This is a genomic window from Bradyrhizobium sp. SBR1B (assembly GCF_014198205.1).
In the GTDB taxonomy this organism is placed as follows: domain Bacteria; phylum Pseudomonadota; class Alphaproteobacteria; order Rhizobiales; family Xanthobacteraceae; genus Bradyrhizobium.
The window spans coordinates 231,543-254,237 of record NZ_JACIHC010000010.1 but is presented as its reverse complement, the minus strand read 5'-3'; the positions used below and the strand labels follow the sequence as shown (position 1 = coordinate 254,237).

At 57.3% G+C, this 22,695-nt stretch carries 16 protein-coding genes; 6 read left to right on the top strand and 10 right to left on the bottom strand.

Annotation, left to right across the window (positions count from 1 at the left end; all coding sequences use genetic code 11):
* Positions 1-14 precede the first annotated feature (14 nt).
* The 4 genes from GGD61_RS24740 to GGD61_RS24720 all read right to left on the bottom strand — a co-directional run bounded on the left by GGD61_RS24740 (position 15) and on the right by GGD61_RS24720 (position 4,270).
* On the bottom strand, positions 15-995 hold the full coding sequence (locus GGD61_RS24740) for an alpha/beta hydrolase (protein ID WP_210311169.1): 981 nt from the start codon (positions 993-995) through the stop codon (positions 15-17).
* A 337-nt stretch (positions 996-1,332) separates the two neighbouring features.
* Positions 1,333-2,397, bottom strand: a complete 1,065-nt coding sequence (locus GGD61_RS40645; RefSeq protein ID WP_246786012.1) for a serine protease — start codon at positions 2,395-2,397, stop codon at positions 1,333-1,335.
* A 110-nt stretch (positions 2,398-2,507) separates the two neighbouring features.
* Positions 2,508-3,152, bottom strand: coding sequence for a M12 family metallopeptidase (locus tag GGD61_RS24725; protein WP_246786011.1), 645 nt, complete (start codon positions 3,150-3,152; stop codon positions 2,508-2,510).
* 35 nt (positions 3,153-3,187) lie between these two features.
* The gene (locus tag GGD61_RS24720) at positions 3,188-4,270 is read right to left on the bottom strand and encodes a hypothetical protein (RefSeq protein WP_183231364.1); all 1,083 of its coding nucleotides are present in this window, start codon (positions 4,268-4,270) and stop codon (positions 3,188-3,190) included.
* 266 nt (positions 4,271-4,536) lie between these two features.
* Between GGD61_RS24720 and GGD61_RS24715 the strand changes: the two genes are divergently transcribed.
* The 3 genes from GGD61_RS24715 to GGD61_RS24705 all read left to right on the top strand — a co-directional run bounded on the left by GGD61_RS24715 (position 4,537) and on the right by GGD61_RS24705 (position 7,348).
* The gene (locus tag GGD61_RS24715) at positions 4,537-5,880 is read left to right on the top strand and encodes a hypothetical protein (RefSeq protein ID WP_183231363.1); all 1,344 of its coding nucleotides are present in this window, start codon (positions 4,537-4,539) and stop codon (positions 5,878-5,880) included.
* A gap of 75 nt (positions 5,881-5,955) precedes the next feature.
* Positions 5,956-6,915: a winged helix DNA-binding protein gene (locus tag GGD61_RS24710; protein WP_183231362.1), complete on the top strand. Its 960-nt coding sequence runs from the start codon at positions 5,956-5,958 to the stop codon at positions 6,913-6,915.
* Positions 6,905-7,348: a hypothetical protein gene (locus GGD61_RS24705; RefSeq protein WP_183231361.1), complete on the top strand. Its 444-nt coding sequence runs from the start codon at positions 6,905-6,907 to the stop codon at positions 7,346-7,348. Before GGD61_RS24710 ends, GGD61_RS24705 begins: the two co-directional genes overlap by 11 nt.
* Positions 7,349-7,970: 622 nt before the next feature.
* Here GGD61_RS24705 and GGD61_RS24700 read toward each other — a convergent pair.
* Both GGD61_RS24700 and GGD61_RS24695 read right to left on the bottom strand, forming a co-directional pair.
* Positions 7,971-9,359, bottom strand: a complete 1,389-nt coding sequence (locus GGD61_RS24700; RefSeq protein ID WP_183231360.1) for a methyl-accepting chemotaxis protein — start codon at positions 9,357-9,359, stop codon at positions 7,971-7,973.
* A gap of 205 nt (positions 9,360-9,564) precedes the next feature.
* Positions 9,565-10,473: a tyrosine-type recombinase/integrase gene (locus tag GGD61_RS24695; protein WP_183231387.1), complete on the bottom strand. Its 909-nt coding sequence runs from the start codon at positions 10,471-10,473 to the stop codon at positions 9,565-9,567.
* Between the two features lie 337 nt (positions 10,474-10,810).
* On the opposite strand from GGD61_RS24695, the gene GGD61_RS24690 reads away from it, so the two are divergent.
* Complete coding sequence (locus GGD61_RS24690) at positions 10,811-11,749, top strand: hypothetical protein (RefSeq protein ID WP_183231359.1); 939 nt, start codon at positions 10,811-10,813, stop codon at positions 11,747-11,749.
* Here the strand turns inward: GGD61_RS24690 and GGD61_RS24685 are convergent.
* Entirely contained in the window at positions 11,738-13,138 is a 1,401-nt protein-coding gene (locus GGD61_RS24685; protein ID WP_183231358.1) for a pentapeptide repeat-containing protein, read from the bottom strand. The two genes, GGD61_RS24690 and GGD61_RS24685, sit on opposite strands and share 12 nt — an antisense overlap.
* A gap of 574 nt (positions 13,139-13,712) precedes the next feature.
* On the bottom strand, positions 13,713-15,398 hold the full coding sequence (locus GGD61_RS24680) for a DDE-type integrase/transposase/recombinase (RefSeq protein WP_183231357.1): 1,686 nt from the start codon (positions 15,396-15,398) through the stop codon (positions 13,713-13,715).
* Positions 15,399-17,008: 1,610 nt separating this feature from the next.
* On the opposite strand from GGD61_RS24680, the gene GGD61_RS24675 reads away from it, so the two are divergent.
* Positions 17,009-18,208, top strand: coding sequence for an MFS transporter (locus GGD61_RS24675; RefSeq protein ID WP_183231356.1), 1,200 nt, complete (start codon positions 17,009-17,011; stop codon positions 18,206-18,208).
* A gap of 408 nt (positions 18,209-18,616) precedes the next feature.
* Here GGD61_RS24675 and GGD61_RS24670 read toward each other — a convergent pair whose 3' ends face one another.
* Positions 18,617-20,737, bottom strand: a complete 2,121-nt coding sequence (locus tag GGD61_RS24670; RefSeq protein WP_246786009.1) for a S8 family peptidase — start codon at positions 20,735-20,737, stop codon at positions 18,617-18,619.
* Between the two features lie 60 nt (positions 20,738-20,797).
* On the opposite strand from GGD61_RS24670, the gene GGD61_RS24665 reads away from it, so the two are divergent.
* Positions 20,798-20,956 carry a hypothetical protein gene (locus tag GGD61_RS24665; RefSeq protein ID WP_183231355.1) on the top strand — a complete coding sequence of 53 codons (159 nt, stop codon included), beginning with the start codon at positions 20,798-20,800 and terminating at the stop codon, positions 20,954-20,956.
* Here GGD61_RS24665 and GGD61_RS24660 read toward each other — a convergent pair whose 3' ends face one another.
* Positions 20,957-21,955 carry an AAA family ATPase gene (locus tag GGD61_RS24660; RefSeq protein WP_183231354.1) on the bottom strand — a complete coding sequence of 333 codons (999 nt, stop codon included), beginning with the start codon at positions 21,953-21,955 and terminating at the stop codon, positions 20,957-20,959.
* Between the last annotated feature and the right edge of the window lie 740 nt (positions 21,956-22,695).

The following is a 22,695-nucleotide window of genomic DNA, read 5'->3' as shown; positions in this document are numbered from 1 at the left end:
TCGCCCATTGGGCATCAGTCAAAACGAATCGGTTCATTCCAAGCTTGAATCACAATCAAGCGGGAATGAGAATCCTGAATCCAAACAGACCCTAGAACGGCCCGGCTTGTAGAATACGTACTATGGTTAAGAGCGAACATTTCGCCACCCACCGCGGAAACATCGATTGTTTCGATCCCGGGCACGAGGGTTGGCCCGTTCTTGGTCACGAATCCCATCCGCGATTTGGATTGCGCTTTCTCCATGGAAGCCAGCAATGCGAGGTCCGTCGAGGAGGCGTACAGAGTCACTGCGCCGGCGGCTGCCTTGATCTGGTTGGCCCGCTGCAGATAAAGGTCGCGATCCACGTCGGGAGCGGCAAAAATCAACTCGGTAATCCCGAGCGTGGTCTGGCTTAGCGCAGCTTGCTGCAACGCACCTAAAACGACTTCGCTACCGAGGCTATGCGCGATCACGATGACCCTTGAAACCTTCCCCTCCTTCTTGATGAGCTGGAGAAGATCGAACAGTCCGTCCGGAGCGAACAGAGCACTCTCGCGGTCGTAGTCATAATCCGTCAGTCCGCCCTTAGAGGGCCAGGAATACATCATGACACGACCTTTGTAGTTCGCGTCGAAAGCGATTTGAGCAGCCTTGAAAGCAGCATCTCGAAACGCAACATTGTAGCCGTGAACGAAGAGCATCAAGCTATCGGCCGGATTAGCTATGGCGGCAGCAAACTCTTGCCGTGAGAGCCGAGCAAGCTTCTGAATTCGGAAGTGCTTTCCGTCCTGCTCCACCTCTTTGATACCGAACCAGTTCGTTCCAGGAGCTTCTACTTCACCCATCTTGTGAATGATGGGAACGCTAACCGTCACGTAGCCAAACGTGTTGGAGGCAGCCCGGCCATACGAGATCTGGCTCAATTCCAAACCAGACTCGCCGGCGACCTCTCGGTCCGTGGCAAAGTAGACTGGCACGACGCCTTTGATAGCGGCCTTGTTGACGACCACCACCTCGGCTCCAGTGGTGCTCTTGTTAGGAGGCGCCTCCTCGCTCGCTTCACCGGTCGTCGGTCGCCAAGGCCGATCGGCATGGTAGTGCCGGACATGGTGATAGTACCCCGGACCATAGCGGTAGCCGTACCTCTTGAATGCATGTCCATGTTTCTGGGAAACCTTGTGGACGTGCGGCTTGAGCGGCTGTGAGACCGGACCCTGGTGGGCGCAACCGGTGGCAAGGCCGCAGAACAGGACAATGAGCAGTGTCCGGAGCCGCCGCAAGACTGGCCCAATCGGTTGCAGACTCTTTGGCGTGTGAATTTGCGATGCAAGTATGACCATCTATCGACACCTACTTCGATATCACCTGAGACACATTGACCGTAGCCCCTAACCATCCGCGGTACCTGTCCACAGCAGGTCCGCTGGTGAGCCTGTAGGTGAATCGCGCCTGCGCTCCGCCGTCGTTAATCGCGCAAGCGATATTGCTGGCTCCATTTGCGGTCTCGACATGCCAACTGCATCCTGTGACGCGATAGCCGGGCTCAGCAGGAAACGTCTCGGTATAGTCCGCCGAGTGCTCGGCAAACACGACCGGGTGATCGTCCTTGGTCTTGTCGACCGTATACGAGCGATCGATCTGCTTCGGCTCGACAAGCTGCGATACTGGCACGTTCACGATGAGGCGGCGGTCTTCGGGCGCGAGAGTGTGGATTGCTCCGGCTAGAATCTCGGGGATCTTCACACCAGCATTGGCCTGGGTCTGTACATGTGTTGAGTTCAGCTTGCTCCAGTTCTCAAACGAGATCGTTGTGTCGACCCATTTCGTCCAGCAGACGGAAGGCTGCGGAAGGGCGGCGATCATGTTGTAGAGTGGGCTTGCCGTGATCACGGTCGCGGGGATGATAAAGTTCACACCCGAAACTTGCGCCTCATTCCATTTGATGATACCGCCGACCGCGATCCCAAGCAGTGCGCCGAACTCATTGAAAGCCGGCCCGCCGCTGTTGCCGACGTTCATCACCGTATCCGTCTGCCACCGGCCATCGGGGTTGGTTTGGTTGCTGATCAGGCCGCTGGAGATGCTGAGATCCAGATCAAGGGGATAGCCGAGCAGATAAAGCTGCGTGCCCATCGGGGCCTGCTGATTGTTGTCGATCACGGGCATTGGACACCGCGAGGCTCCGCCGCTGCTTCCGGCCGGTTGCGCCAATTCGAGGAGAGCGAGGTCTCGTGGATCGTCTCGATGCACGGCCGTGACCTTGATTGGATTGGCATTGCGAGATCCGAACCGTGCGTCGATCTCGAGCGTCTTGTAGTTTTCCTCGCGTCCGATGACATGGCTGTTGGTCAGCACAAGGCTATCGCCGATCAGCAACCCGGAGCCGCCACCGACTTCCTGCTTGCCGTTGAACATCACGCCAACGAATTGGACGTGCACCGTCCTGACGTTGTAGCGCGCGGCAATCTGGACCGCAGCACGGTCAGCTCGCGCCGGCGCGCACACCAGCGTAAGGATGCTAAATGTCAGGACGGATAGAACGTCCTGACAGCGGCGATATCGAGTGGGCTTAATTGTCCGTTTCCGTTCCATGCTGAATTACAATAGTTCATTATTGAATCGGGATCGTATTTGGTGACTTTGTAATCGCCGAGCGAGCCGGACGCCTTTTCGTTGCGGCACTGCTCGGGAGCATCATCACGATTCTGCTCATGCGTAAAGCCAAGCGCATGTCCGAATTCATGGACCGCGACCGCGCGAATGCAAAATTCGCGTTTGTCTTGGCAGCCTTTGCTCCAATGATTGAAACTGAAATTGAGAGTCATGCCCGAGGGCTTGCCGTCCAGGTATTTTCCGACGACGTCCGTGTGAGCACCCTCGTCGGCGATGCGCACATGGATGCCAGGCGCGCCGCCGGTGCAGGCGGGCCAGGTCTTTGCAAATCGGACGCCCCCTTGCGCGGCTGTCTCCCAAGTCTCGGCAACCGATTTGCGGACGAGGTCCGCATATGCGCCATCCTTCGCTTTGAGGTTTTCCCAACAGACTGGAATTTCCTTGATGTCCCATTTCGAGCCGCGGATGACCGTTCCAAACAACTCCATTTCGGACACGCCCGAAGGAAGCGCAGGCTGAGCATTCGCGCTCCAAGACAGTGAGAGCGCGAGCAGCAATAGGAGTCTGGCTAACCAAGGACGAAACATGCTTTCTACTGCGTCGGAGTTGGACTCGGCGGGAAGACCGGCACCGGCGCCACAATGAACCCATTGGTCCGAGGCCCACCCCCACTACGGCGACCGCCAGCTCCCGCTCCTCCCGGGAATTCCTGCGATTTCTCTCCGCTTGGCAAGGGCGCGGTGTAAATGGGATTGTCTTTTGATCCGAGCGGCGGCGTTTTCGCCGCGTAGCCTGCGGAGCCGGATCTGGCTCCGTTGGCGAGGACCGCATTCGGACCATTTATGTAAATCCCGAGATTGCTGAACTGCTGCGCGGAGGCGGAAGCCTGGACTGCAGCGGGCGTCCAGCGCACCGAAGTGAGGGAGTACTTTGCCTCGATGCCGCCGGTCACCTGAACCGAGAAAGTATATGTCATTTGCGCCGGCTCCGCGCTCTCCGAGGGCATAGCCGGAGTCAGATTGTTGGCGGAGATCAGAACGGCATTGTCCCGCAACCACGTTGCAAACGGCTTTGAACCATCGACAATAATACGCTTGTAAGCGACCCGCTCCGGAAATTTGTCCTCAGCGAGAGCCTCCAGCTCAGCCAGATCGGAGGGCGTTCCACGATAGCAGCCACGTTCATAGGTCGCCGATCCGGCGGTCGTTGGAGTGGTATCGGACGCGAGCTGGGCATTTTGCTTCATGAGGAATGACCAGATCAGGTCATAAGTGTCCTGGGCCGAAGCGGTGGGTCCTACATGAGTAACGTCGTTGCTTGCCGCGTTGAGAATTCGCTTGTAGTCAAATGCTGTCCCGGAGCCGAGTCCGCCCGTATCGGTCACCTTCAATTCCAGGAAAAAGGTGCCATACAGAAAGGGGTCGATGTCGAAATGAGCGTACCTGTCGAACGCTTCTTCAGGCCGCGTTTTGTAAATCTTCAGGTATTCCTTCCGCCTCTCGCGCTCGATCTGGTAGAAGGTCACGACCTCACACCTGATTGACTTGAGAAAATGCGGCAGCTCACCGGCGGTGATCACGCCGGTCTGCGGATCATGAATGTAGTACAGACTGGTGCACCCACCCATGACAATGCAAATGCCCGCGCATGCCGCGGCGCGGCTAATTTTCCACATGATGCCCCCCGTCCGCCTCGCTGACGGCGCGGCGGATCTCCCGCCCAGATTGAAAAACAGTCGCAGCGGTTCGTCAATAGTGTCGTGAGGACATTGCAGCTTTTCGTTGTCCCTCACCCTGTTCGCGCAGTTTTTCCGCGCGCCGCTGGCACATCGTCTAAAGCGGGCTGAAGCACCAAACAATTCGAATCCAAGAAGTGTGAGCAACGCGTCGAGCTGATTGCAAACTCGTCAGCGCGCGCCTATCGAAGAGGCATATTGCTTGCGTGATTTGGACGAAGATTTTGCCTGCGCCCGCTGACCACCGAACCGACAGAGAGGCGTTTGCTGTCTGGAAAAAGGCAGCTCAAGAGCTTGCACGTGGGCATGAGGCGATTGCGAATGCAAATCGAGACGAGCTCAGAAAAGCTCTGGTTGGTCTTGACACGCTATTTCGCGCTGCGCCTGGAAGCGTCCACAAGGCTTACCGCAATCTGACTGAAAAGCGAATCGAGCAGGCGCGGGAAGATTTCACCGACTCGATAGGAGACGGTTATCTTTCCTGCTCGCTGTCCGATGAAACGCCCGAGTTGGCTGCGCTAACCATGGCTGGCCTCATACGGGAAATCGACCGCGTGCTTGCCGAGCGGCGCTCTCACTGGCCGATCGGGCCAAGTGAGTGGCACCTCGAGCAGCTCGGATGCTGGTTCATTCCACGGCAGGGCGTCAGCGCCTTGCGACCTGCCCGAAGGGGGCAAGCCTATTCGAAGCGGGGCATGCTTTTTCACCGGATATTGCCCGCACTGATACAAGGCTACCCCGTCCAGGTGGTCGACAGCCGGACGCTGCATAGTGCATCGAAGGATGCTAGCAAGTGGAAGATGGGAGCTTGCCTGTTCAAGGCGCTGAAGCTCAATCCCGAGTTCATTTTGGTAGACGACGACAAGCGCTTTACGGTCGCCAGCCTGGAGGCGCATTCTGCAGGAGAGGCGATTTCCGTGCAGATCGGCGAGGCACTGCGGGAAAATTGCATTGCGGTTGTCTGGCCCGAGCTAACCGTTCCTCCGGATTTGCGGGAGAGGATCATCAAACTTATCCGTGAGCGTGACGTCACTGATGAGCTCGAAGCGCCCGAAATTGTGATCCCGGGGACCTGGCACGAGGCAGGTGACCATGGGACCGTAAACCGAGCCCGTATCTATGACGGGTATGGAGAGGAGCGCCTGATCTACGACAAGATCGCCCCTTACGCGGACGATGACTGGGGCACGGAAAACATCACTGCGGGTGACCGCATATGTGTCCTTGCCACAGAAGGCGCCTTGATCGGCGTCGCTGTTTGCCTTGATTTCTGCGACCTCTGCCAGACGCCGTTCAGCGAACTCGATGTCGACGTGATGCTTGTGCCCTCGATGGGGAACGACCGCACAATGCAAGGCCACCAGACCACAGCAGCCCAAGTGGAGGTGCGGTTCGGTACGCGTAGTTTCGTGGTGCAACATCCGACCCACACGGCCTTCAAAGATGAACGATTGGGTACAATTCTACCGTTGATGAAAGAACCGAACTCGGTTTCCGGCCGGGAACTCGGTCAAAAAACCATTTGGAGTGCCTACAAATGGGGCTCTTGACACCTAGATTAGGAGACTAAAATCAGAGTAAAGCGTTGTAAAACGTCCTTAACGGTTGTGATGTAGGTCTAGCCCATGTCTGACGTAGCATTGGAAAAAATAGAGACGGGCGAAGCGACGGCGACGGAGGCCAGGCGGCTCATTTCGGAATTGCTCAAAGAGGGATCCGAAAAAAGTCTGCAGCGGCTCTACGCCACGCTCGGCGCGTGGATTTGGAATGCGCTCGAAAGCCGCCGGCGTGATCCTGAGCTGCGAGAATGGTTCGACATCCTGCGACGGACGAGCGCAACCCTTGGGCCAAGGAATGCTGCCTACGCGGAGCGGTTCCGAGCATTCTACGATCTTCTGCAAATGTCGATCAACACCTCCAAGCTCGCCCGTCCAAGCGAGGTCATGCATCGTCAGCACGTGGTCGCAATCCTTCGACTGCTCCGCGACGCGCCGTCGCGTCAGATGGAGAAGGCCGCGCTCGCCCAGAAGCTAGAGCTCAGAGATGCCAATCTGAGCCGTATTCTTCGATTGATGACGAATGCGCGATTTGTGGAACGAACACCGGAGGGGAAATTCGCTCATTTCGCTTTGACACGCGAGGGCTTGCTTGAGCTGGAAAATCGCGAAAAGCGTGAAGGCAAGAAGCGTAGCCAGTTGCCCGCAATCCTAGAAGACAAATATCTTTTAGCTGAAGCTGCTCACCCCCATTATCTAGCCGCGGATGACGTTCTTCGCTCCTTTGACCTGGCGGTACAGAACTCTGTGCTTGCACCGAATACGACTGGGCTGCTCAATGCCGACGCTCTTCGCATCCGTCGCGCCATGGAAGATCTGCTTCATTTTCATGGACCAGCACCTGCAGCGCCCGGATACATGAAGGCCAGGACAAAGAATTCATACCAAGGGCTGTCCGTCACCATCATCCAGACAAAAAAGGCCGAAGCTCACGGCTCCTATGCCATTGAGGCGGCAAACAGTCCCAAACCCGCCTCCTTCCCTGTAGGAGCGCTCCATCTGCACGAAGAGGGTGAACATGCCGAATGAGGATCTCAATGCTTTGAAGCCGGATGAGGCGCAAAGCGATCCCGGCTCTGTTGTGCTGTACGGAAGTGCCTTGGTCGGTCGACTGACATACATCTCTACAACCTTCAGCTCACTGATCATGAGTGTGGGCAAAGCTGCTCGCGACGATCGCGATGTCCTGGTCCCGCTGGTGGAGGTAAAGTTCGAGGGCCCAATCGGCCAAGACGATACCCTATCGAAGACCTTCTTTTCAGAGCTGGTGCCCCTTGAAAACGTAGCCTTCGTTCTTGAGGACATGTCGAACGACCTCACGACCATCTGCGGTCACCTGAGTGCGGTGAGCGCTGGACCGATGAAGCCCGATTTCAAGCGGTTAGGAGAAACGAAAAGGCTTCTGAACGAAGCAAAAGACAACATCGCAAAATGCCTGGCAGACTTGGAAGCGATTGGCTGAAGCCCCGAATAGCCTGCCTTTTGCAAAGAGTCCTCGCTTGCGGCGAGAAAATGGACGAGGTCCTTCTTCTCCGGCCAACTGCCCCCCGGCTTTGGGATGCCGAGCTGCCGTTCTCGGCTTGATGTGAAACATCGTCAGATTCATCCCTTACAGTTCCCACAAGCTAAAAGGACAAAAGCCGAAAGTCGTCGCACTATCGTGATCCCGGTTCTTTGGGGCGAATCCCGCCACGCTGCTCACGGTCGCGGCGCGAACCAGACGACTCCTTATTTCCGTCCGACAGCGCGACGAGATGACATCGACGATCGTCCAGAAGATGTCCTTCAATTCGCCAGTCGCCTTGCCACAGTGCCCGACGAACGGACGCTTGATATCTCGGCTCGGGGTACCCGGCAGCGCTCAATACCCCATCGGTGCACTGGCCCACGCTGGGCGGCGGGCGCGCGAGGCTCAAACGTTCCCGCGCGTCGCCTTTCTGCGCCGAATGTATGACGTCTGAACTCGCCTACGAACCGCAGCGTGTTGAGCCGAGGCCCACCCTTCGGGCGCCCGACCCCAGCAACGTTGACTGCAGACGTTCATCGCGCATTGGCCCGCCCGGACCTGGAGCGAGAGCGCCGCACTACGCTCTTATCTTGGTCAAGAAGTCGCTGACCTGCCGCTCCAATGAAGCGATATTTTGGCTCAAATGCCCCATCTTCCCAACGGCTTGGTCCGCCGATGAGCCAGACGCGCGCGAGGCGGCATTCAACTCGTCAATGTCTCTGGAAGCTTCGCGCATATCAACACTGATGCTCGTGATGCTTCTTGAGATGTCGTTCGTCACGATCGATTGCTCTTCTATCGCCGCCGAGATGCTGCTCGAGATTTCTTGCACCTTGTCGATGATGTCGGCGATGTCCCCCATCGCAGCAGTTGCCTGTTCCGTCCTTTGCTGGATAGCAAGAATCTGAGCATCAACCTCGCTCGTGGCTTTGGCCGCCTGTGCAGCAAGATTCTTCACTTCTCCCGCCACCACTGCAAAGCCGCGCCCCGCTTCTCCAGCGCGCGCTGCCTCGATGGTCGCATTGAGCGCGAGCAAATTGGTTTGCGAGGCTATACCCTCGATCATCTGCACGACACTACTGATCTTTGTCACCGAGGTAACGAGCTCACATAATGTTGCCTCAGCGTGTGCAGTCTTGTCCCGCGCGGTATGCGAAATGAACGCTGCGGTCGATACTTGTCGGCCGATCTCAGAAATCGAGGCCGAAAATTCTTGAGCGGCTGACGACACTGCCGTCGAGTTTTCCTCGGTCTTTTTGACGATTGCCGCCATAGCTTCAGTGCGAAGACAGACATCTCCGGTCGACGCTGTCATCTGCGAGGCGACCACTTGCATGTCTTGCATCGAGCTCGCGACAACATCGACAACCCGCGACACATCGCTGTCAAACCCCTTCGCAAGACTCAGCTTGTCTTCCCGCATGCGGACTAGATCAGTTATGTCCTGCCAAACGCAGACGACGATCGGACGGCCTTCGAACATCGAAACGACGAGACTTATACGGACCGGAATGGAAGTCTGATCTTTGCGCCGAAGCCACCATTCGATTGCGACGTGACCTGACCTCATCACCGCCTCATTAGTCTCTTCGAACATCTGCGCAACAGTCTTGCCGTTCGGTTGAGGATCCAGGGAAAGCGAGGCGATACTCAGTCCTTTCAGGTCTTCTCCGCTGGAAAGCCCGAGCATGTGAGCTGCAGCGTCGTTGCCGAGCACGCAGCGGTCGGCGTCATAAACTGTGATCCCGTCTTTGATCAATTCAAAAGCTTTGATTGTCATCGCTTCGTCCGGCGTCATGACCGCCACATTCCGCCGCCCGGACGTCACGAAGGATACGGTCAACATCAATCCCCCGAGAAAGATTCCGCCCCAAAAACGAAGTGATAGCGCATCTGCATTCGCAGCAAGCGCTGCTGCAGGGACAGACAATGCAAGGGTAAGACTGGAAATCCGATTGTGCCACATGATGCGAGCCGCCAATTAAGAACCGACAAGTAATCCTAGCGAATCTCAATTAAGATTTTCCTTGCCAGAAATTATTCTCGCCGGCCTTTTACGCATCTATACCAGCGTATAGTTGGAGATACCTCGGTATATACAGACCTCCTTGGGAGGACAGTTCGAAAGCAATCACGAAGGCTCGTAATGTGTGCGTGCGATTTGGGGTAAGCTATGCTGCTAGGTGGGCCAGTACATCAGCTTTCTCCAAGCTAGCTCTGAGCGCCTCGTCAGACACGTGTGTGTATATTTCCGTGGTTGATATGCTGGAATGTCCAAGCAATTTTTGAACAAAACGGATATCGACGCCGCGTTCAATCAATAGAGTGGCGGCTGTGTGACGCAACATATGCGGCGTAATCCGGCGCCGGCTACTCGACAATTCAGAATAGCGACGAAGAGCGAGGCGCACCGACTGAGGCCGCATTGGCCGCTTAAGTCGATTTACGAAAACGTGCGGACTTTTGGCCGGCTGCTTTGCGCGAGCCTCCAATAGCTGCAGGAGCCCGGACCGAAGGTCCGGGTCAGAGATGTACACCTCCCGATCCCTTGCGCCCTTGCCGCGGATCCTGACGCGCGTCCCCTCGGGAGCCACATCGGCAATACGTATGTTGCAAAGCTCACCTACCCTTATTCCGGTCGCTATCATCAGGCGCACAGCGATCGAAACGGGACGTGAGGAAACGGACGTCACTCTCCCGGAGTTTGTCAGACCCGACAGTACGTCTCGAGCCTCAGAATGCGAGAGGCACCGCGGCAACCTCTTTCGGCGCGGAAGTTCCAGTCGCCAGCCGCGAAAGGGGTCTGCAGCAGGCTCCAAGACGGCCGTTCGACGAAAGAAAGTGCGCAGGCAAGCGAAGCGCCGACGCGCAGTTGAGACCGAAAGCCTCCGACGCTCCAACAGATCAGAAAGATAAGCTCCAAGATCAGCGCCAATTATCGAATCGACTGAACGATCCGCGCCCAAGAACCGATGGAAGTCGTTCAGATCCACAGCGTAGGCTTGCACGCTGTGCGGGGACAGTTGCCGCTCAACCGCACAATAGCGCAAGTACTTCGCAACCGCTGAGCTGATCAGCATCACAACCACACTCCCTTCGCAAACGCGACCAGTCTCTATCGCAGTAGCCGCAGGCTTGGGATGGACTCAGATTCATTAATGGTAAACACCCTCACAATGTGGCGCGGGATAGCACATAACTCGGAATTATCGCTCTTTGGCCCCTACCTTTCGGGTACAAGAAAACGCATTTCTGGATGCACTCCACGACATTGTCGAGGAATATGCTCGCAATCACGGGCGCGAACCGACGGACGTATCCCATTGGGATCCGTCTCGAGAATTCGTGCAAACGCTCCGGGCGGCGCTTCCGTTTCCGAAACCGCTCGATCCGGTCCCGTACAGATACTCTTACCTCATGCTGAACAAAGCAGAGGTCCTACGAAAGTTGGGATTAGATCCCAGCAAGATCGGTGGACTATTTACAGAGAATGGCTCCGAATCTATTTCGGCCGTCGCCAACGCGCTGAAACTGGCGGGCGTCACTGATGTGCACATATTTGATCCGAGCTACTTCACGACGCATCACAATCTGAGCCGTCTCGGCGTTCATGTTCACCGTATAAAGTGGCAGCGGCAGGAGTTCTCGTCTGATTGGTTGCTCGATGTTCCATCGACTCCCTCTCACGCCATATGGGTCACTGACCCAATTTACAACACCGGCCTTTATCTACCAGACGAGTTCGCTCATGCCTTGGCGGTGAAGGCGAGCAAGGGCACTACAATCGTAGCTGATGAGACGCTATCCATATTCCCGGGAAGATTTGCGAGAATTATAGGTTCTTCCGGCCAATTTTTCGCGATTCATACGCCTCACAAGGCGGTGTGTGTGAATGGGCTGAAGTTCTCGCTTGTCGCATTTCGCAAAGAGCTCGAAAGCTCTTTCGAAGATTGGGCTGACATCTTATCAGGAGGTTTGGGAATCTCCGCAATCGCTGCCATTGAACATTTTCTATCCGACGAGTACGATCAATACAGAGATGCCTTTCTTGAAGCGCTCAAGCCTGTTAGAAGATGGCACAGTGAAACTATCGCCGAGTTTGGCCGCCGGGCACTATTGGATGAACGCTCAACAGGACATTTCGCAACGGTATACTTTCCCGACAAAAGCGCCTGCCTGGGTGCCTCCATCAAATATCTGAGCTCCGTTGTTGAACGTACAGGCGCATTTTTCATTCCCGGAAACAGGAGCGGATTTGACCCCAATGCCGGATTTTGCTTTCGCGTCAACCTGTCCCTGGATTCCTCGCGATTTCGCGGGGCTCTGCGCCGTCTGTACCGCGACCTAGCCCAGTGAGTGGTTGGCGTCTTGGTCTATCTCGACGCGCAGAAGTTTCGGCGTGAATTGTTCAAGATCGGAGACAATTCGCCTGGAATGTGAATTCAACGCAAGTTCGAGATACTTTTGCAGCTCGCGCGTCACAGTCGCTGACGGGGCGGCGACAGGTTGGAGCGCGCGCCGCCGGATGACTGCAGGCAATTGCGGGGAAAACAGGATCTTGGCGCGAGCTCTGATATAGATAACGCGGTCTAGTATTCTTTCGAGCATGGATAGACAGATCAGCAAGCTGCTCAAGGTCACCACCGAAAGAGATAGTATCTCGACGTACGAGCCCGACCTCGTTTCCAGAAGGCGAGGCTTTAGTCCTGGAAGGTATCCGCTATCATGGAGGCCACGGATCGACTCGCTGAACGAAATTGAGGGCTCGCTATCAAATACGAATGAGACATTCAGCTCGTCATTTGGCAGCATGCTTTCCAGAGGTTCTATAGCGCTTTCCATTGCTGCAAGTTCGGTATACTCCGCATCCTTCAATGTGTGAGCCAATAATTTTAAAGCATCATGAGTGTGACGTGGGTTACCTTCTGCCATGCCGTAGATCTTCTCAAGGCCTGTCGCAATCGATAGGAACGGCAGGCGCGACTGGCCCGACAACAGCTCGAGGACGCGACTGAGAAATCTCAGTTCGTCAACACCAACAGCGCGCCGCCCGTTCGGGTCGTCGGCAATGCTCGAGAAAAGGTGGTCAAGGGAATCGACAGGCGCCGAGAGAGCGAAATTCAAGCTCAGCATCGCTGCTAAGAATGGCCAGCGCCGAGCCTCGTAGGTCGTAAGAAGATCCCTTACCAGGAGGAGGCCACTGGGGTGCTCGACAGTCCTGCCGCGCCAAACGAGGGTCAGATCGTCGAGGTTGTCCAGGGACAAGCCGAAAGTTAGACCTACAGACTCGGCGTTGAAGCCACATTTATCAAAGCCGCAGTCTACAAATACGTGATACTGCGAAGTGCAGTCGGAAAGATCGGTTCGCTCGAAGCGTGTCTTTTCGAATCGGCAATGCAGGAGAGTGGCCCGATGCAAAATGCAGTCGATTAAGGCCGTCCCTATCAGGTCGTTTTCCTCGAAGGTCTGTAGTTCAAAGGAGCATTGGCGAAAAGTGCAGCCGTCATACTGGCTGGCTCTCATTGATCCCTGTTGGAACGAACAGCCCTCGAAAGTCGAGTTCACGGTATCCGCGGAGCGGAAGTCCGCGACAGAAAAATCGCAGTTCGAAAATGTGCAGGATTCGAAAATAGCCGCCTCGAAATCCGAGCGGCTGAAATCGCATGATCGGAAATTGCAATTCCGGAACAGTGTACCCGAAAACAGCGATTGACGCACCGAACGACCTTCCAGGTCGAGGCCCACGAGCGCCTCGCCAGTAAAGTCGCTCTGGTCGCTCCACCTTGAAGGGACATCCGCGTCCGAATGCCTCGGAACCGGAAACTGATTATCTGTCTGAACCACCATAATTCCGAGTTATGTGTTGTTGGGCCGACAAACTGACTGCCCGAAAGTTGTCAATTCTATTAATCCGGGAAGAAAAGGCAAGCGCGCAACTTGTGGTCCGGAGGGCCGACGGTCTGAGGGTGACCGGACGCGGTATTCCGAGGCGCGGTCCGCACAGCGGGCGCTCAGTCCGCTTTGTCGCTGGTTGTCGGCAACGCCCGCCGCAGGGACCTGTTCGCAAGCGGACCCTGGCTTATCATAAGGCCTATTGAGCAGAAAGACGGCAGCCGACCGTTGCTTAGCGCTGATTGTCAGCATCGCTGGATAGAACTCCTATCTGTCCGGGACTACTATGGTCAGACGCATTCGCAATATAATCATGGCAGGAACTTTCCTCACGATTGCGGCGGGTAACGCTACCTGGGATCTGCTGAACAGCTATTTGTCATTCGGCTTGCAATATTGACCCCCCGTATTGCCGCATCTGCGAATGTTACCCTGATGGCGCCATTACCGATGATGATCCGATGTCGATTAATCGGTCGCGCCAGATGGCTTTCCCGGCTTGCTCGACGAGAGGGGCTGTGGGCGGGTCGGGCCCTACATAGCCCGAGCCGTCCACAACCCCGGGCAATGGGGCAGCGGTCGTGGCGTCGTCGAGCGGGCCCTGGGCGACCAACCGTTCGGCAGCCCTCCGTCTGAGCGCCCTCAGCAGACGTTGCACAATCGAATGCTGTCTCTTTCCGAACTCCTCGGGGTATTTCTCGCGCAGCCGGCCGACAATTGCGAGCGCCGTCAGCTGCGGCTGCTCTGCGAGCCACGCTTCGATCGCGGCAATATGCGGGTCGAGCTTGGACGGCATGCGAACTCTGGTCTTATAGGGCCGACGAGTTCGCCGGTGCGTGGCACGCGGCTCGCCGACCGTCGCGGTTTTGCCGAGCGTCTTCGCGAACGTCGCCGCGGTCGCTGGCAGGATCCTAGTGTGAGCGGGTTGCAGGCCGCGCGCCTGTCCGGCACGACGATCGACGCGATTGCCTAGTTCCTCTTGGGTCGCGCGAATCTCCGCCAACAGCGCGACCGGATCGAGCGAGCGATACTGATCGCGGAGCCGTTTCTTCACGGCCGCGGTCACCTTGGGATGCGCCAAGGCACGCTCATAGGGCGTCGATGGGAGATGATAGCGCTTGATCACTTTAGCCCCTTCGCGACGCTTCTCCTTCAGCTTGAAGGACGGCTGGAAGAAGTTGACGTAGAGCCGTGCCGCCGCATAGAGGCGGCCCATCATACGCGCCGTCTCGACGCCATCGAAGCGGCCATAGCCCATGAGGCGGCGGACGACGGCACCGTTCTTCTGCTCGACAAACGCTTGATCATTCTTCTTATAGGCGCGCGAGCGAGTGACTTCGAGCTTCTGTTCGCGACACCATGGCACGACGACATCGTTCATGAAGGCGCTGTCGTTGTCGAAGTCCACGCCGCGCAACAGCCAGGGGAACAGGCTCTGTGCGCGGTTGATCGCCTCGACGACGAGCGAACCTTCCCGCGTCAGCAACGGCAGGCACTCCGTCCAGCCGGTGGCAACATCGACCATCGTGAGGGTTTGGATGAACGAGCCAGCCACCGACGTGCCGCCATGGGCGACCATGTCAACCTCGCAGAAGCCGGGCACCGGGCTGTTCCAGTCATTGAACGTGCGGATCGGGACCTCGCGCCTGATTGCCGAATAGAATCCGGCACGGCGCCGCCTGCCGCCGCTCGCCGCGATCTTCACATCGACGAGCAGACGGTCGATGGTGGCGGCGCTGATAGCCAGAACACGATCACGGTCCGACTGGCCAAGCTGCAATCGGCCATGTTGCTCAAGGGCAGGCAGCAAGGTCGGGATCATCACTTTGAGCCGCTTGCCGCACACCCGATCCGACGCCTCCCACAGCGCCGTCAGCGCGTCCTTGATCGTCGCGCCATATCTGCGTCTTCGCTTTCTAGTTGCCTCGACCTCGCCCGGTCCAATCGTGTCGCGTCGCCGGAGCGCCCGCACTGCATGCTTGCGATGCCAGCCCGTCGTCGCGCACAGTTCGTCGAGGATCCGTCCCTTCTCCGCTCGTTTGGCCGACCGGTAACGCTCCGTTACCGCCGACACCACCTCGCGCCACGCGCCCATGCTGATCTTTCCCGCCATAGACGCCACCGAACCAATTCGATGGCACCGACCCAATCATCGGCGAGAAGTTGTCCAGTAACATTCTGGGTGAGGCAATGCGGGGTCAAATTTGCAAGCCGATCGACAGCTATTTCGGCTGCATTCTCGCGCTCGCCGCGTCATTCGTTGCCGGCCTTTGCTTCGAACGCGGCCTCATCAGACGCGCTCATCGCGAGATGACGCGGCTTCACGGCGCGCACCGGCGGGCGGAGACCGCTAGAGCGAGCGGATACGGTCCCATGTTCCCGCGTGCAATCAAAGCCATAGGTCAGCGAGCCTTGTCCAGCATGACACGTTAAAACAAGTGTTTCGGACTTGTTGGCTCCGCCCTTCGCGACGCGGAATGAAATGTCAGCCCTCAGAGATCATTTCCGGACTCTTCGTTGGCCGCCGGATCACCGTTTTGCCCGTTCATCCGAGTGGTTGACTAGCTCGTTCCTGAGCACTCGGTCGATAAGCAATGCACTTTTCGAACGGCTAGCAATCCTAGGCGGGCGTGGACCCTTCCCGATCTGCCCTTCGTTCTAAAACCAAACGAATAGCGCCAGCAGCCGATCGACTCGCGCGTGGGTGAGTATGGGCTACCTCGATGGACCCCCTCATACTGGATCGGTGATCGCCAAGTCTTGACACAGTGCTGAGCAGATGATGGACGCCGCTAAATCAATGCTGATGCGAGTAATGTGGAGCAAAGCAATACGGTGCCCGCAGGAGTCGACAACAACAGGCCGCCCGTGCCGAGATCGCAATCGTGCATGGAATGCCCTCTATCCCTGATGATTGGCGGCCGCGATTCGCCAGATAACTTGCAAAGGATTAGTCCTATTCGGCGCATTGTTCCTGCGATCTGGCTTGGACAGTGCATTTTTTCGTCGCTTGTTCGCGACAAGCTACCGATTTGCAACGAACAAGACCTGTAGGAATTCATCGCGCAAGCTCGCAGCAAGTCATTTGACTGGTTGCTGGACTCATCCCGATCGGAGCGGATGCGAACGGGTTCATAATTCCATCTGGCTTTGTCAAGTATTTCTTCGCAAGCGATCATTTTGACGCGCAACCAACACGCTCCATGCAGCTGATAGCACCTTAGCTCCTCGAAGTTTGCCCTATCGGGTGATCGTCCGAGAAGTGCAGCGAAGTTCTTGACCGCTTGCATGGAGTCATGATGGATGTTGGTCGCGGACTTCCGGATCGTTATCTCTTCGATCATGACGACGGCGCAGCGGTGCTAACTGCCGGGCCGGTCGTGGGAATGCTCGTGTCTGATTTAAGCTCGGCAACCTTCATCTTCAGACAGGACCCTCTACCGGGAGGTCACCTGGTTCAGAGAGCGACTACCATAATTGGTAGTTTCTGATGTGTTGTCGAAAAAGCCTCTCGAGAGCGTGTATGATGCGGATGTTGCTTACAGCAGATCGGCTCTCGAATTCCGATAAGTTCGAGATCCTGCAGGAGATCGGCGAGGTCTTGACGACGTGGCGACTCTACGGACCGCGTCACCGCTACTCACGCACGATCATCGCCGCCCCTATCATGACTAGCATGACGTACTGCCGAAAAGACATCACAACAAGAAAACGAGCACCGTCATGACCTCATCCATTCCCGACCCGCGAAATAAACTCGCCGTTGCCGCTCTGACGATCGCTGCGTTCGCGATCGGCCTGGACACCTTCGTCATCGTTGGGGCGCTTGATGTGATCTCTCGTGATCTTGCGATTTCAACCGGCGCGGCGGGCTGGATCATCTCGATTTACGCGCTCTGCTACGCCGTCTTCGCGCCGCTGAACGCCTGGACGTTCAAGGCCTCGAGGCGCCGCAATGTTCAGATTTTGGCAGCTTCGATTTTCACCGTTGGTAACCTGATCTGCGCGATCGCTCCGAACTTCGTGACCCTTGCTGCAGGTCGCGTCATTTCGGCCTACGGTGCGGCAATGTTCACCCCGGCGGCTACCGCACTGGCTGCGGAGCTCCTGCCACCAGCCCGCAAAGGGTTGGCGTTGTCCCTTATCTTCGGCGGCATGACTGTTTCACAGGTTGCGGGCGCTCCTGCCACAAGTTGGATCGCAGCTGCTATCGGCTGGCGCTTCTCATTCGGTTTCGTCGTCATTGCCGGGCTTCTCGCGTTGATAATATTCGCACCGATGATGTCTGGAATACCTGACAAGGCGCCCGAGCGCGAAGACGGCCCAACCGCGAAAGGCTTGCCGAAAACCATCTACGGTATCCTTTCCGTGACGCTATTCATCGTCGTTTCCGAGTTTATCGTTTATTCCTATGTGAGCGTCTTCATCATCGGTTCTCTGCTTGGTGGGGTGCCGCTGCTCTCGGCCGCGCTCTTTGCCTACGGTTTCGGAGCCGTGACGGGAAACGCTGCGTGCGGAGTTCTGACTGACCGTTTTGGCCCCTATAAAGTTCTCATCGCGGCCGCAGGCGCACAACTTATCCTGCTAATCGGCTTGGTTAAGTTCGGACAGCATAGTACCCTGACCGTGCTCATCGCCTTCCTTTGGGGAAACGTGAGTTACATGTATCTGGTCCCGATCCAGCACCGGCTCCTCAGTCTGGCCGGAGATAGGCAGAAGCTGGTCCTGGCAATGAACAGCTCGACAACCTCTGCAGGAATTGGCATCGGCGCTTTTCTCGGCGGCATCCTTGTCGAGATTAGTGGCGTCATGTCCCTGGCTGCGGCCTCAATCTTGATTGGCTTTATCGGCATCGGGCTGGCAGTTGTGTTCATGCGTGATGCCGTACCTGTGGAAGGAGCGACTGCAGCGTGTCCGAGATGACATCGGTTAAGGATCGAGTTGTTGCGGTTCCAGAAATAGAAAGGGTTGCTTATGCCTTCGACATTGTGAAGGAGATTGGAAGCGTCAAACGGCATTTCCGTCTTGGGCTAAGCGACTGGCTGGCCCAGCCGGAGAACAGGGTCTTGGTCACCGAATCCAGCGGAAGGCAAAGCCCTCGGTTTCCGGTAACACGCGGCGCATAACTCTTTTGATTAAGGATATTGGGGAAACGGCTAGCATAGTACACGATCGACAAATATCGCTCGGACGTGGTGACGGAAAAGCCTCGAAAGGCGGGTCGCCTTGATTGCTGCGTAAGGGCCCTCTGAGCGATCTCACGACTTTGAGATTCGCAGGGTCTTCGCGCAGATGGAGATTGGGGGGCTACCGGCGAGCGGCCAAAAAGGCTCAAAGCTGAATACGAGCACGCAGGCGCTCGTAAAGCCTGACTTCGGCCTGGTGGGTGAGTTCAACGACAACTGCAAATCGTTGGCGCGTCTCGAAGCTGGCCGCCCAACCTCCCTCGCATCGAACGACCAGGTAGTAGTTGTCGCCATACGCCTCGGTGCCGCGAGTGAATGTCACGGTGGCACTTTGAAGCGTTCCACGCTCGCGCTCGCGCGGGCCGGGATCAAGAGCACAATTGTAGCGAGGATCGAGATCAGGCTGACGCCCCTCCTCCTGGGTTCGGCGCCTGAAATGTTCGAAGATTAGATCTGGATCACATCCACGCACGAGTCGGAAATTCATCCCGATTCCCGCATAGTCTGCGCGCGTGTGCCGCACCGGAGGATCGAAGGCAAGTGTCACCCGGATGCTGCGGCGGCCACCACTTTGGAAGGGTTCGGGAACAGGTAGCTGATAAATTGCAAAATGATCGATCGCCAATTCGTCTTCTGCATATAGAACAACGCGGTGATCATCCGAATATGCGGCAAGCTCCGTATCTACGGCGCCGTTCCCGCACACCGAGCGCACGGCATCCTCGCCGAGCACCTGTAGTCGCCGCTGAGCCTCTTCTGGCACGCGAGCAGCTCCTGTCAGCAGCGCGCGGAGCAGATTGGCCGACGCTGCTGGAAAGCGGTTGAGAATTTGCGCGGCCTTGTGGGCCACGCGCGGCGCTGCGTAGGAGGTGCCGGAACCTGACGTGAATAGGCGGTCCGTGAAGCGATGGTGCAGGGTCAGCACCCCTGCGGTTGCCAAATCCTCGCCAAGACGTAGCCGCCCCACCGCGGGGTCGAATACCATGGTGCCCCCGATATCGACGAGGTCCGGCTTTAGCGCACCCCCGATCCCCGGCCCGACCCGCGTGAAGGGAGCAGGCTCGAAAGCGCGCGTGATGGGACGAATATGAAGATGCTCTGCAAGGTCCGAATCGACCCCCTCTCCGTGAGCAAGTGCGCCGACCGTGAGCACATTCATGGCGCCCGCGGGCTCGCAGAGCCTGTTGGTTGGCTCAAGCAAATAGCTCGGATAATCCGTGATGGCTTGCTCTAGCCGATTGCCACCGCGGGGCGCGCGATTGCCCGCTGAAACAACGATCACCGCGTCGAGCTCGCGGGCGAGTTCATCCAGAGTTGCAGCCCACGGGCCCACCTTCCCGCCGTCATAGGGGCGCTTCGGATCACCGAGCGCGATGACAAAGAGCCGGCAGCCGAACCGTTCATGAAGCGTGGTCAGGGCCTCTCGCATCTGTGAGGGAACAAGGCGGCGCTCATCGAACTGTCCCCGGTCGTTCACCACCTTGGCGGAAGCAATGCGGCCTGCTCGTATCAGTGCGCCGGCTGCCAGCTGATCTTTGAAATCACCAAAAAGCGCGATGCCCGCAACGCGTGTCCCATGCCCCCAATCGTCTGCACTGCCGAGGCGTTCGGGAGAGCCGATTGCTCCGACAATAGCCCCCTGAAGGAGAGGATGATCATTGACGCCACTATCGATGATGCCGATGACGGGCGGTTCGCCCGCAATATCCTCCAGTTGCGGCAAATCCGCGATGGTTAGTTCAAGAGCTTCGCCGGTTGCAACATCTGGCTCCGGTGGCAAATCGACCTGCGTGACATCTTCAACGGCCAGCAGGGCTTGAATGACGTCACCAGCCATGCGCGCACGCAGCATAGTGATAGACGGACCGATGTAACGATCGAGAACCTCTCCACCGCGTGCATCCACATAATCGGCAACCTGCTCGAGCTTGCGCATTCGAACATCGCGCCGACCGACGTCCCACAATTCCAGATCAAGAACAAGGCTGCGCCCGGTAGCAAAATCGGCTGGATTGCTAAAGCCTTCTTCACGCAAACGAACGCCGATGCGATCGCGGGGCTCGACAGCGCCGATGCTTTCGATGCGGCTGATGAAGCCGCTGTAGGAAGGAGCCACTTGCCCGGGCGGTATTCCGAGCGAGTAGGCCTGCAGCCGGTCGCGAAAGGCTTGCAAGTCATCAGTCGAGGCAAACAGGATCAGCGTCTTGTCTTCGTCGCTGGCCAGAAGCGTCAACCCGAGGCGCTCCCAGTCCTCCTCCATCGTCATGCCAGTCATCCGCACGCGCAAGATCAGGGACGGGTCGACGAATTCGGGGCGTCGGCGGCGTTGCTGCTCGGCTATGGCGGTGTCGAGCTCAGCGCGCAAGCGCTGACTATGGTTGCCGACTTCGCGCTGGGGCGCCGCTCCACCACCTCCATGCTTTCGCCTTTCGAGGCGTTCAGGCAAGCGCAGAAGCTGGAGGTGATCGTACCGCGCCACGGATGATCAGTGCTCTTGCGCCGACTGCTGCAAGCGGGAAGTTCCGGAGCGGCGGCGAATCTCATCGGCCATCGCATGACGAAAGTCTTGCTCGCCGACGTCCTTGCGACGTTCGATGACAGCGGTTTTGATCGCCTGCACACAAATGCGTTCGATCTCGGCGTAGGAGTATCCCTCGAGCTCGCGCGCATGGGGATGCAGATCAAAACTGATTTTGACGTTCTTGAATTTCATAGTCAGGAATCGGTCGATCATCTCGCGATCAGGCTTCTCAAACCAGATCACTTCGTCAAAACGACGCCATACAGCTGGATCGAGGGCCTGGTCGAGATTCGTGGCCGCAATCAAAAAGCCCTTTGGCTTGATCCGATCGATGAAGATGAGAAGGCTGTTGACCACCCGCCGCAGCTCGTTGTGCTCACTGGTGTCGTCGCGCGATCGCGCCAGTGCATCGAATTCGTCAAGGAAAAGCACGCAGGGTTGCTTGCGGGCGAACTCGAATATCTTTCGAACATTCCCGGCGGTCTCGCCAAGATAAGATGAAATCAGGCGATCGATCTTGACGACGAACAATGGCAGGCCGAGTTCGCCCGCGAAGATTTCGGTGCACAGGGTTTTGCCGCACCCGGGCGGGCCACAGAACAGGAGCTTGGAGCGTACTGGCAATCCATGCCGACGTATATCGTCAGCCCGGCGGAATTCCTGCATCAGCCCGGTAAAGATCCGCACATTGGTCTTGCTGAGCACGATATCGCTCTTGGTGTGCTCGGGTGCGATCCTCTCGACGAAATCGTTGGCGGCATCGGGAAACGGGATCAGCGGCGCCAGCGTCTTGCGCTGCGAAGCGCTACTTGACGCGTGATCGAGGGTTTGTCGGAGCGAGCGTGCCAGAACGCGGTTGTTCTTCTGCTCCTCCTCAAGAATGATCTGTTCGGCGACGGCCCGGAACTCGTCGTCCCGGCCGTAGCTCGCCAATAGTTTCTTCATCAGCTCGCCGCGCGCCATCCGTCAGTCCGTCTTCGTCCCTCACAGGCAACCATAGTGAGGTCAATCCGATCTCACCATGCATTTCAGCCGTTAAACTCAGGTCAACCACAACCGAATGACGAAGGTCACCGTCGTACGGGCGAGCCCAAAGCCAGTCAGCAGCACTTTACCACATGTCGCTGCAAATGCGAACAAAAAGAGAACATGAAGGCAGTGAGGAACGTTTGCCCCTTAACAAGCAGGTCGCGCAGGCCCGCTTTCGGAACTGCCCCGGAAATTCGGCCGATCAGGCGCACTGTTAGAGGCGGAGATCGCCGGATGCGATCGTAAAAGACAGGGGCCCCGTCATCTGGCCTGCACTTCTCGCCTGGCCGCGAGCGACAGAGAATGTCCTGATTGAGCGGCCACATGGGCTCAACCGAGCTAGCGCATCACCAAGAAATCACCTGCAAAGACACTTTTTGAAAGTGTTGTTGGCTCCTCAATCGTGCGGTGCGGCCACGGTTCGCAATGCTGGGATCGCTACAAGAATGAAATCCGCCCGGGCGAGGCTGCGGGTCAATGCCGGCTGGAGTTTGACTCGGAGATTAAGGGCGCGCCGCCAACTGAAATCGGCCCTTCCGGTTTAGCGGGTTGGGCCGCTCTCTTCGCCGGCCTCAAAACGGGGCGGGCTACAGGCGGAGAAAGAACCGGCGGATCAGAGGCCGCGGCAGAGGCCGAAACAGATAAGTTCTGTAGCGATTCGATTTGCGCGGTAA

Coding starts and splice junctions, on each gene's coding strand:
- GGD61_RS40645 (WP_246786012.1), bottom strand. CDS start 2,397: ATGTTCAACGGCAAGCAGGAAGTCGGTGGCGGCTCCGGGTTGCTGATC.
- GGD61_RS24720 (WP_183231364.1), bottom strand. CDS start 4,270: ATGTGGAAAATTAGCCGCGCCGCGGCATGCGCGGGCATTTGCATTGTC.
- GGD61_RS24710 (WP_183231362.1), top strand. CDS start 5,956: ATGTCTGACGTAGCATTGGAAAAAATAGAGACGGGCGAAGCGACGGCG.
- GGD61_RS24705 (WP_183231361.1), top strand. CDS start 6,905: ATGCCGAATGAGGATCTCAATGCTTTGAAGCCGGATGAGGCGCAAAGC.
- GGD61_RS24700 (WP_183231360.1), bottom strand. CDS start 9,359: ATGTGGCACAATCGGATTTCCAGTCTTACCCTTGCATTGTCTGTCCCT.
- GGD61_RS24695 (WP_183231387.1), bottom strand. CDS start 10,473: ATGCTGATCAGCTCAGCGGTTGCGAAGTACTTGCGCTATTGTGCGGTT.
- GGD61_RS24690 (WP_183231359.1), top strand. CDS start 10,811: ATGCTGAACAAAGCAGAGGTCCTACGAAAGTTGGGATTAGATCCCAGC.
- GGD61_RS24680 (WP_183231357.1), bottom strand. CDS start 15,398: ATGGCGGGAAAGATCAGCATGGGCGCGTGGCGCGAGGTGGTGTCGGCG.
- GGD61_RS24675 (WP_183231356.1), top strand. CDS start 17,009: ATGACCTCATCCATTCCCGACCCGCGAAATAAACTCGCCGTTGCCGCT.
- GGD61_RS24670 (WP_246786009.1), bottom strand. CDS start 20,737: ATGACGATGGAGGAGGACTGGGAGCGCCTCGGGTTGACGCTTCTGGCC.
- GGD61_RS24660 (WP_183231354.1), bottom strand. CDS start 21,955: ATGGCGCGCGGCGAGCTGATGAAGAAACTATTGGCGAGCTACGGCCGG.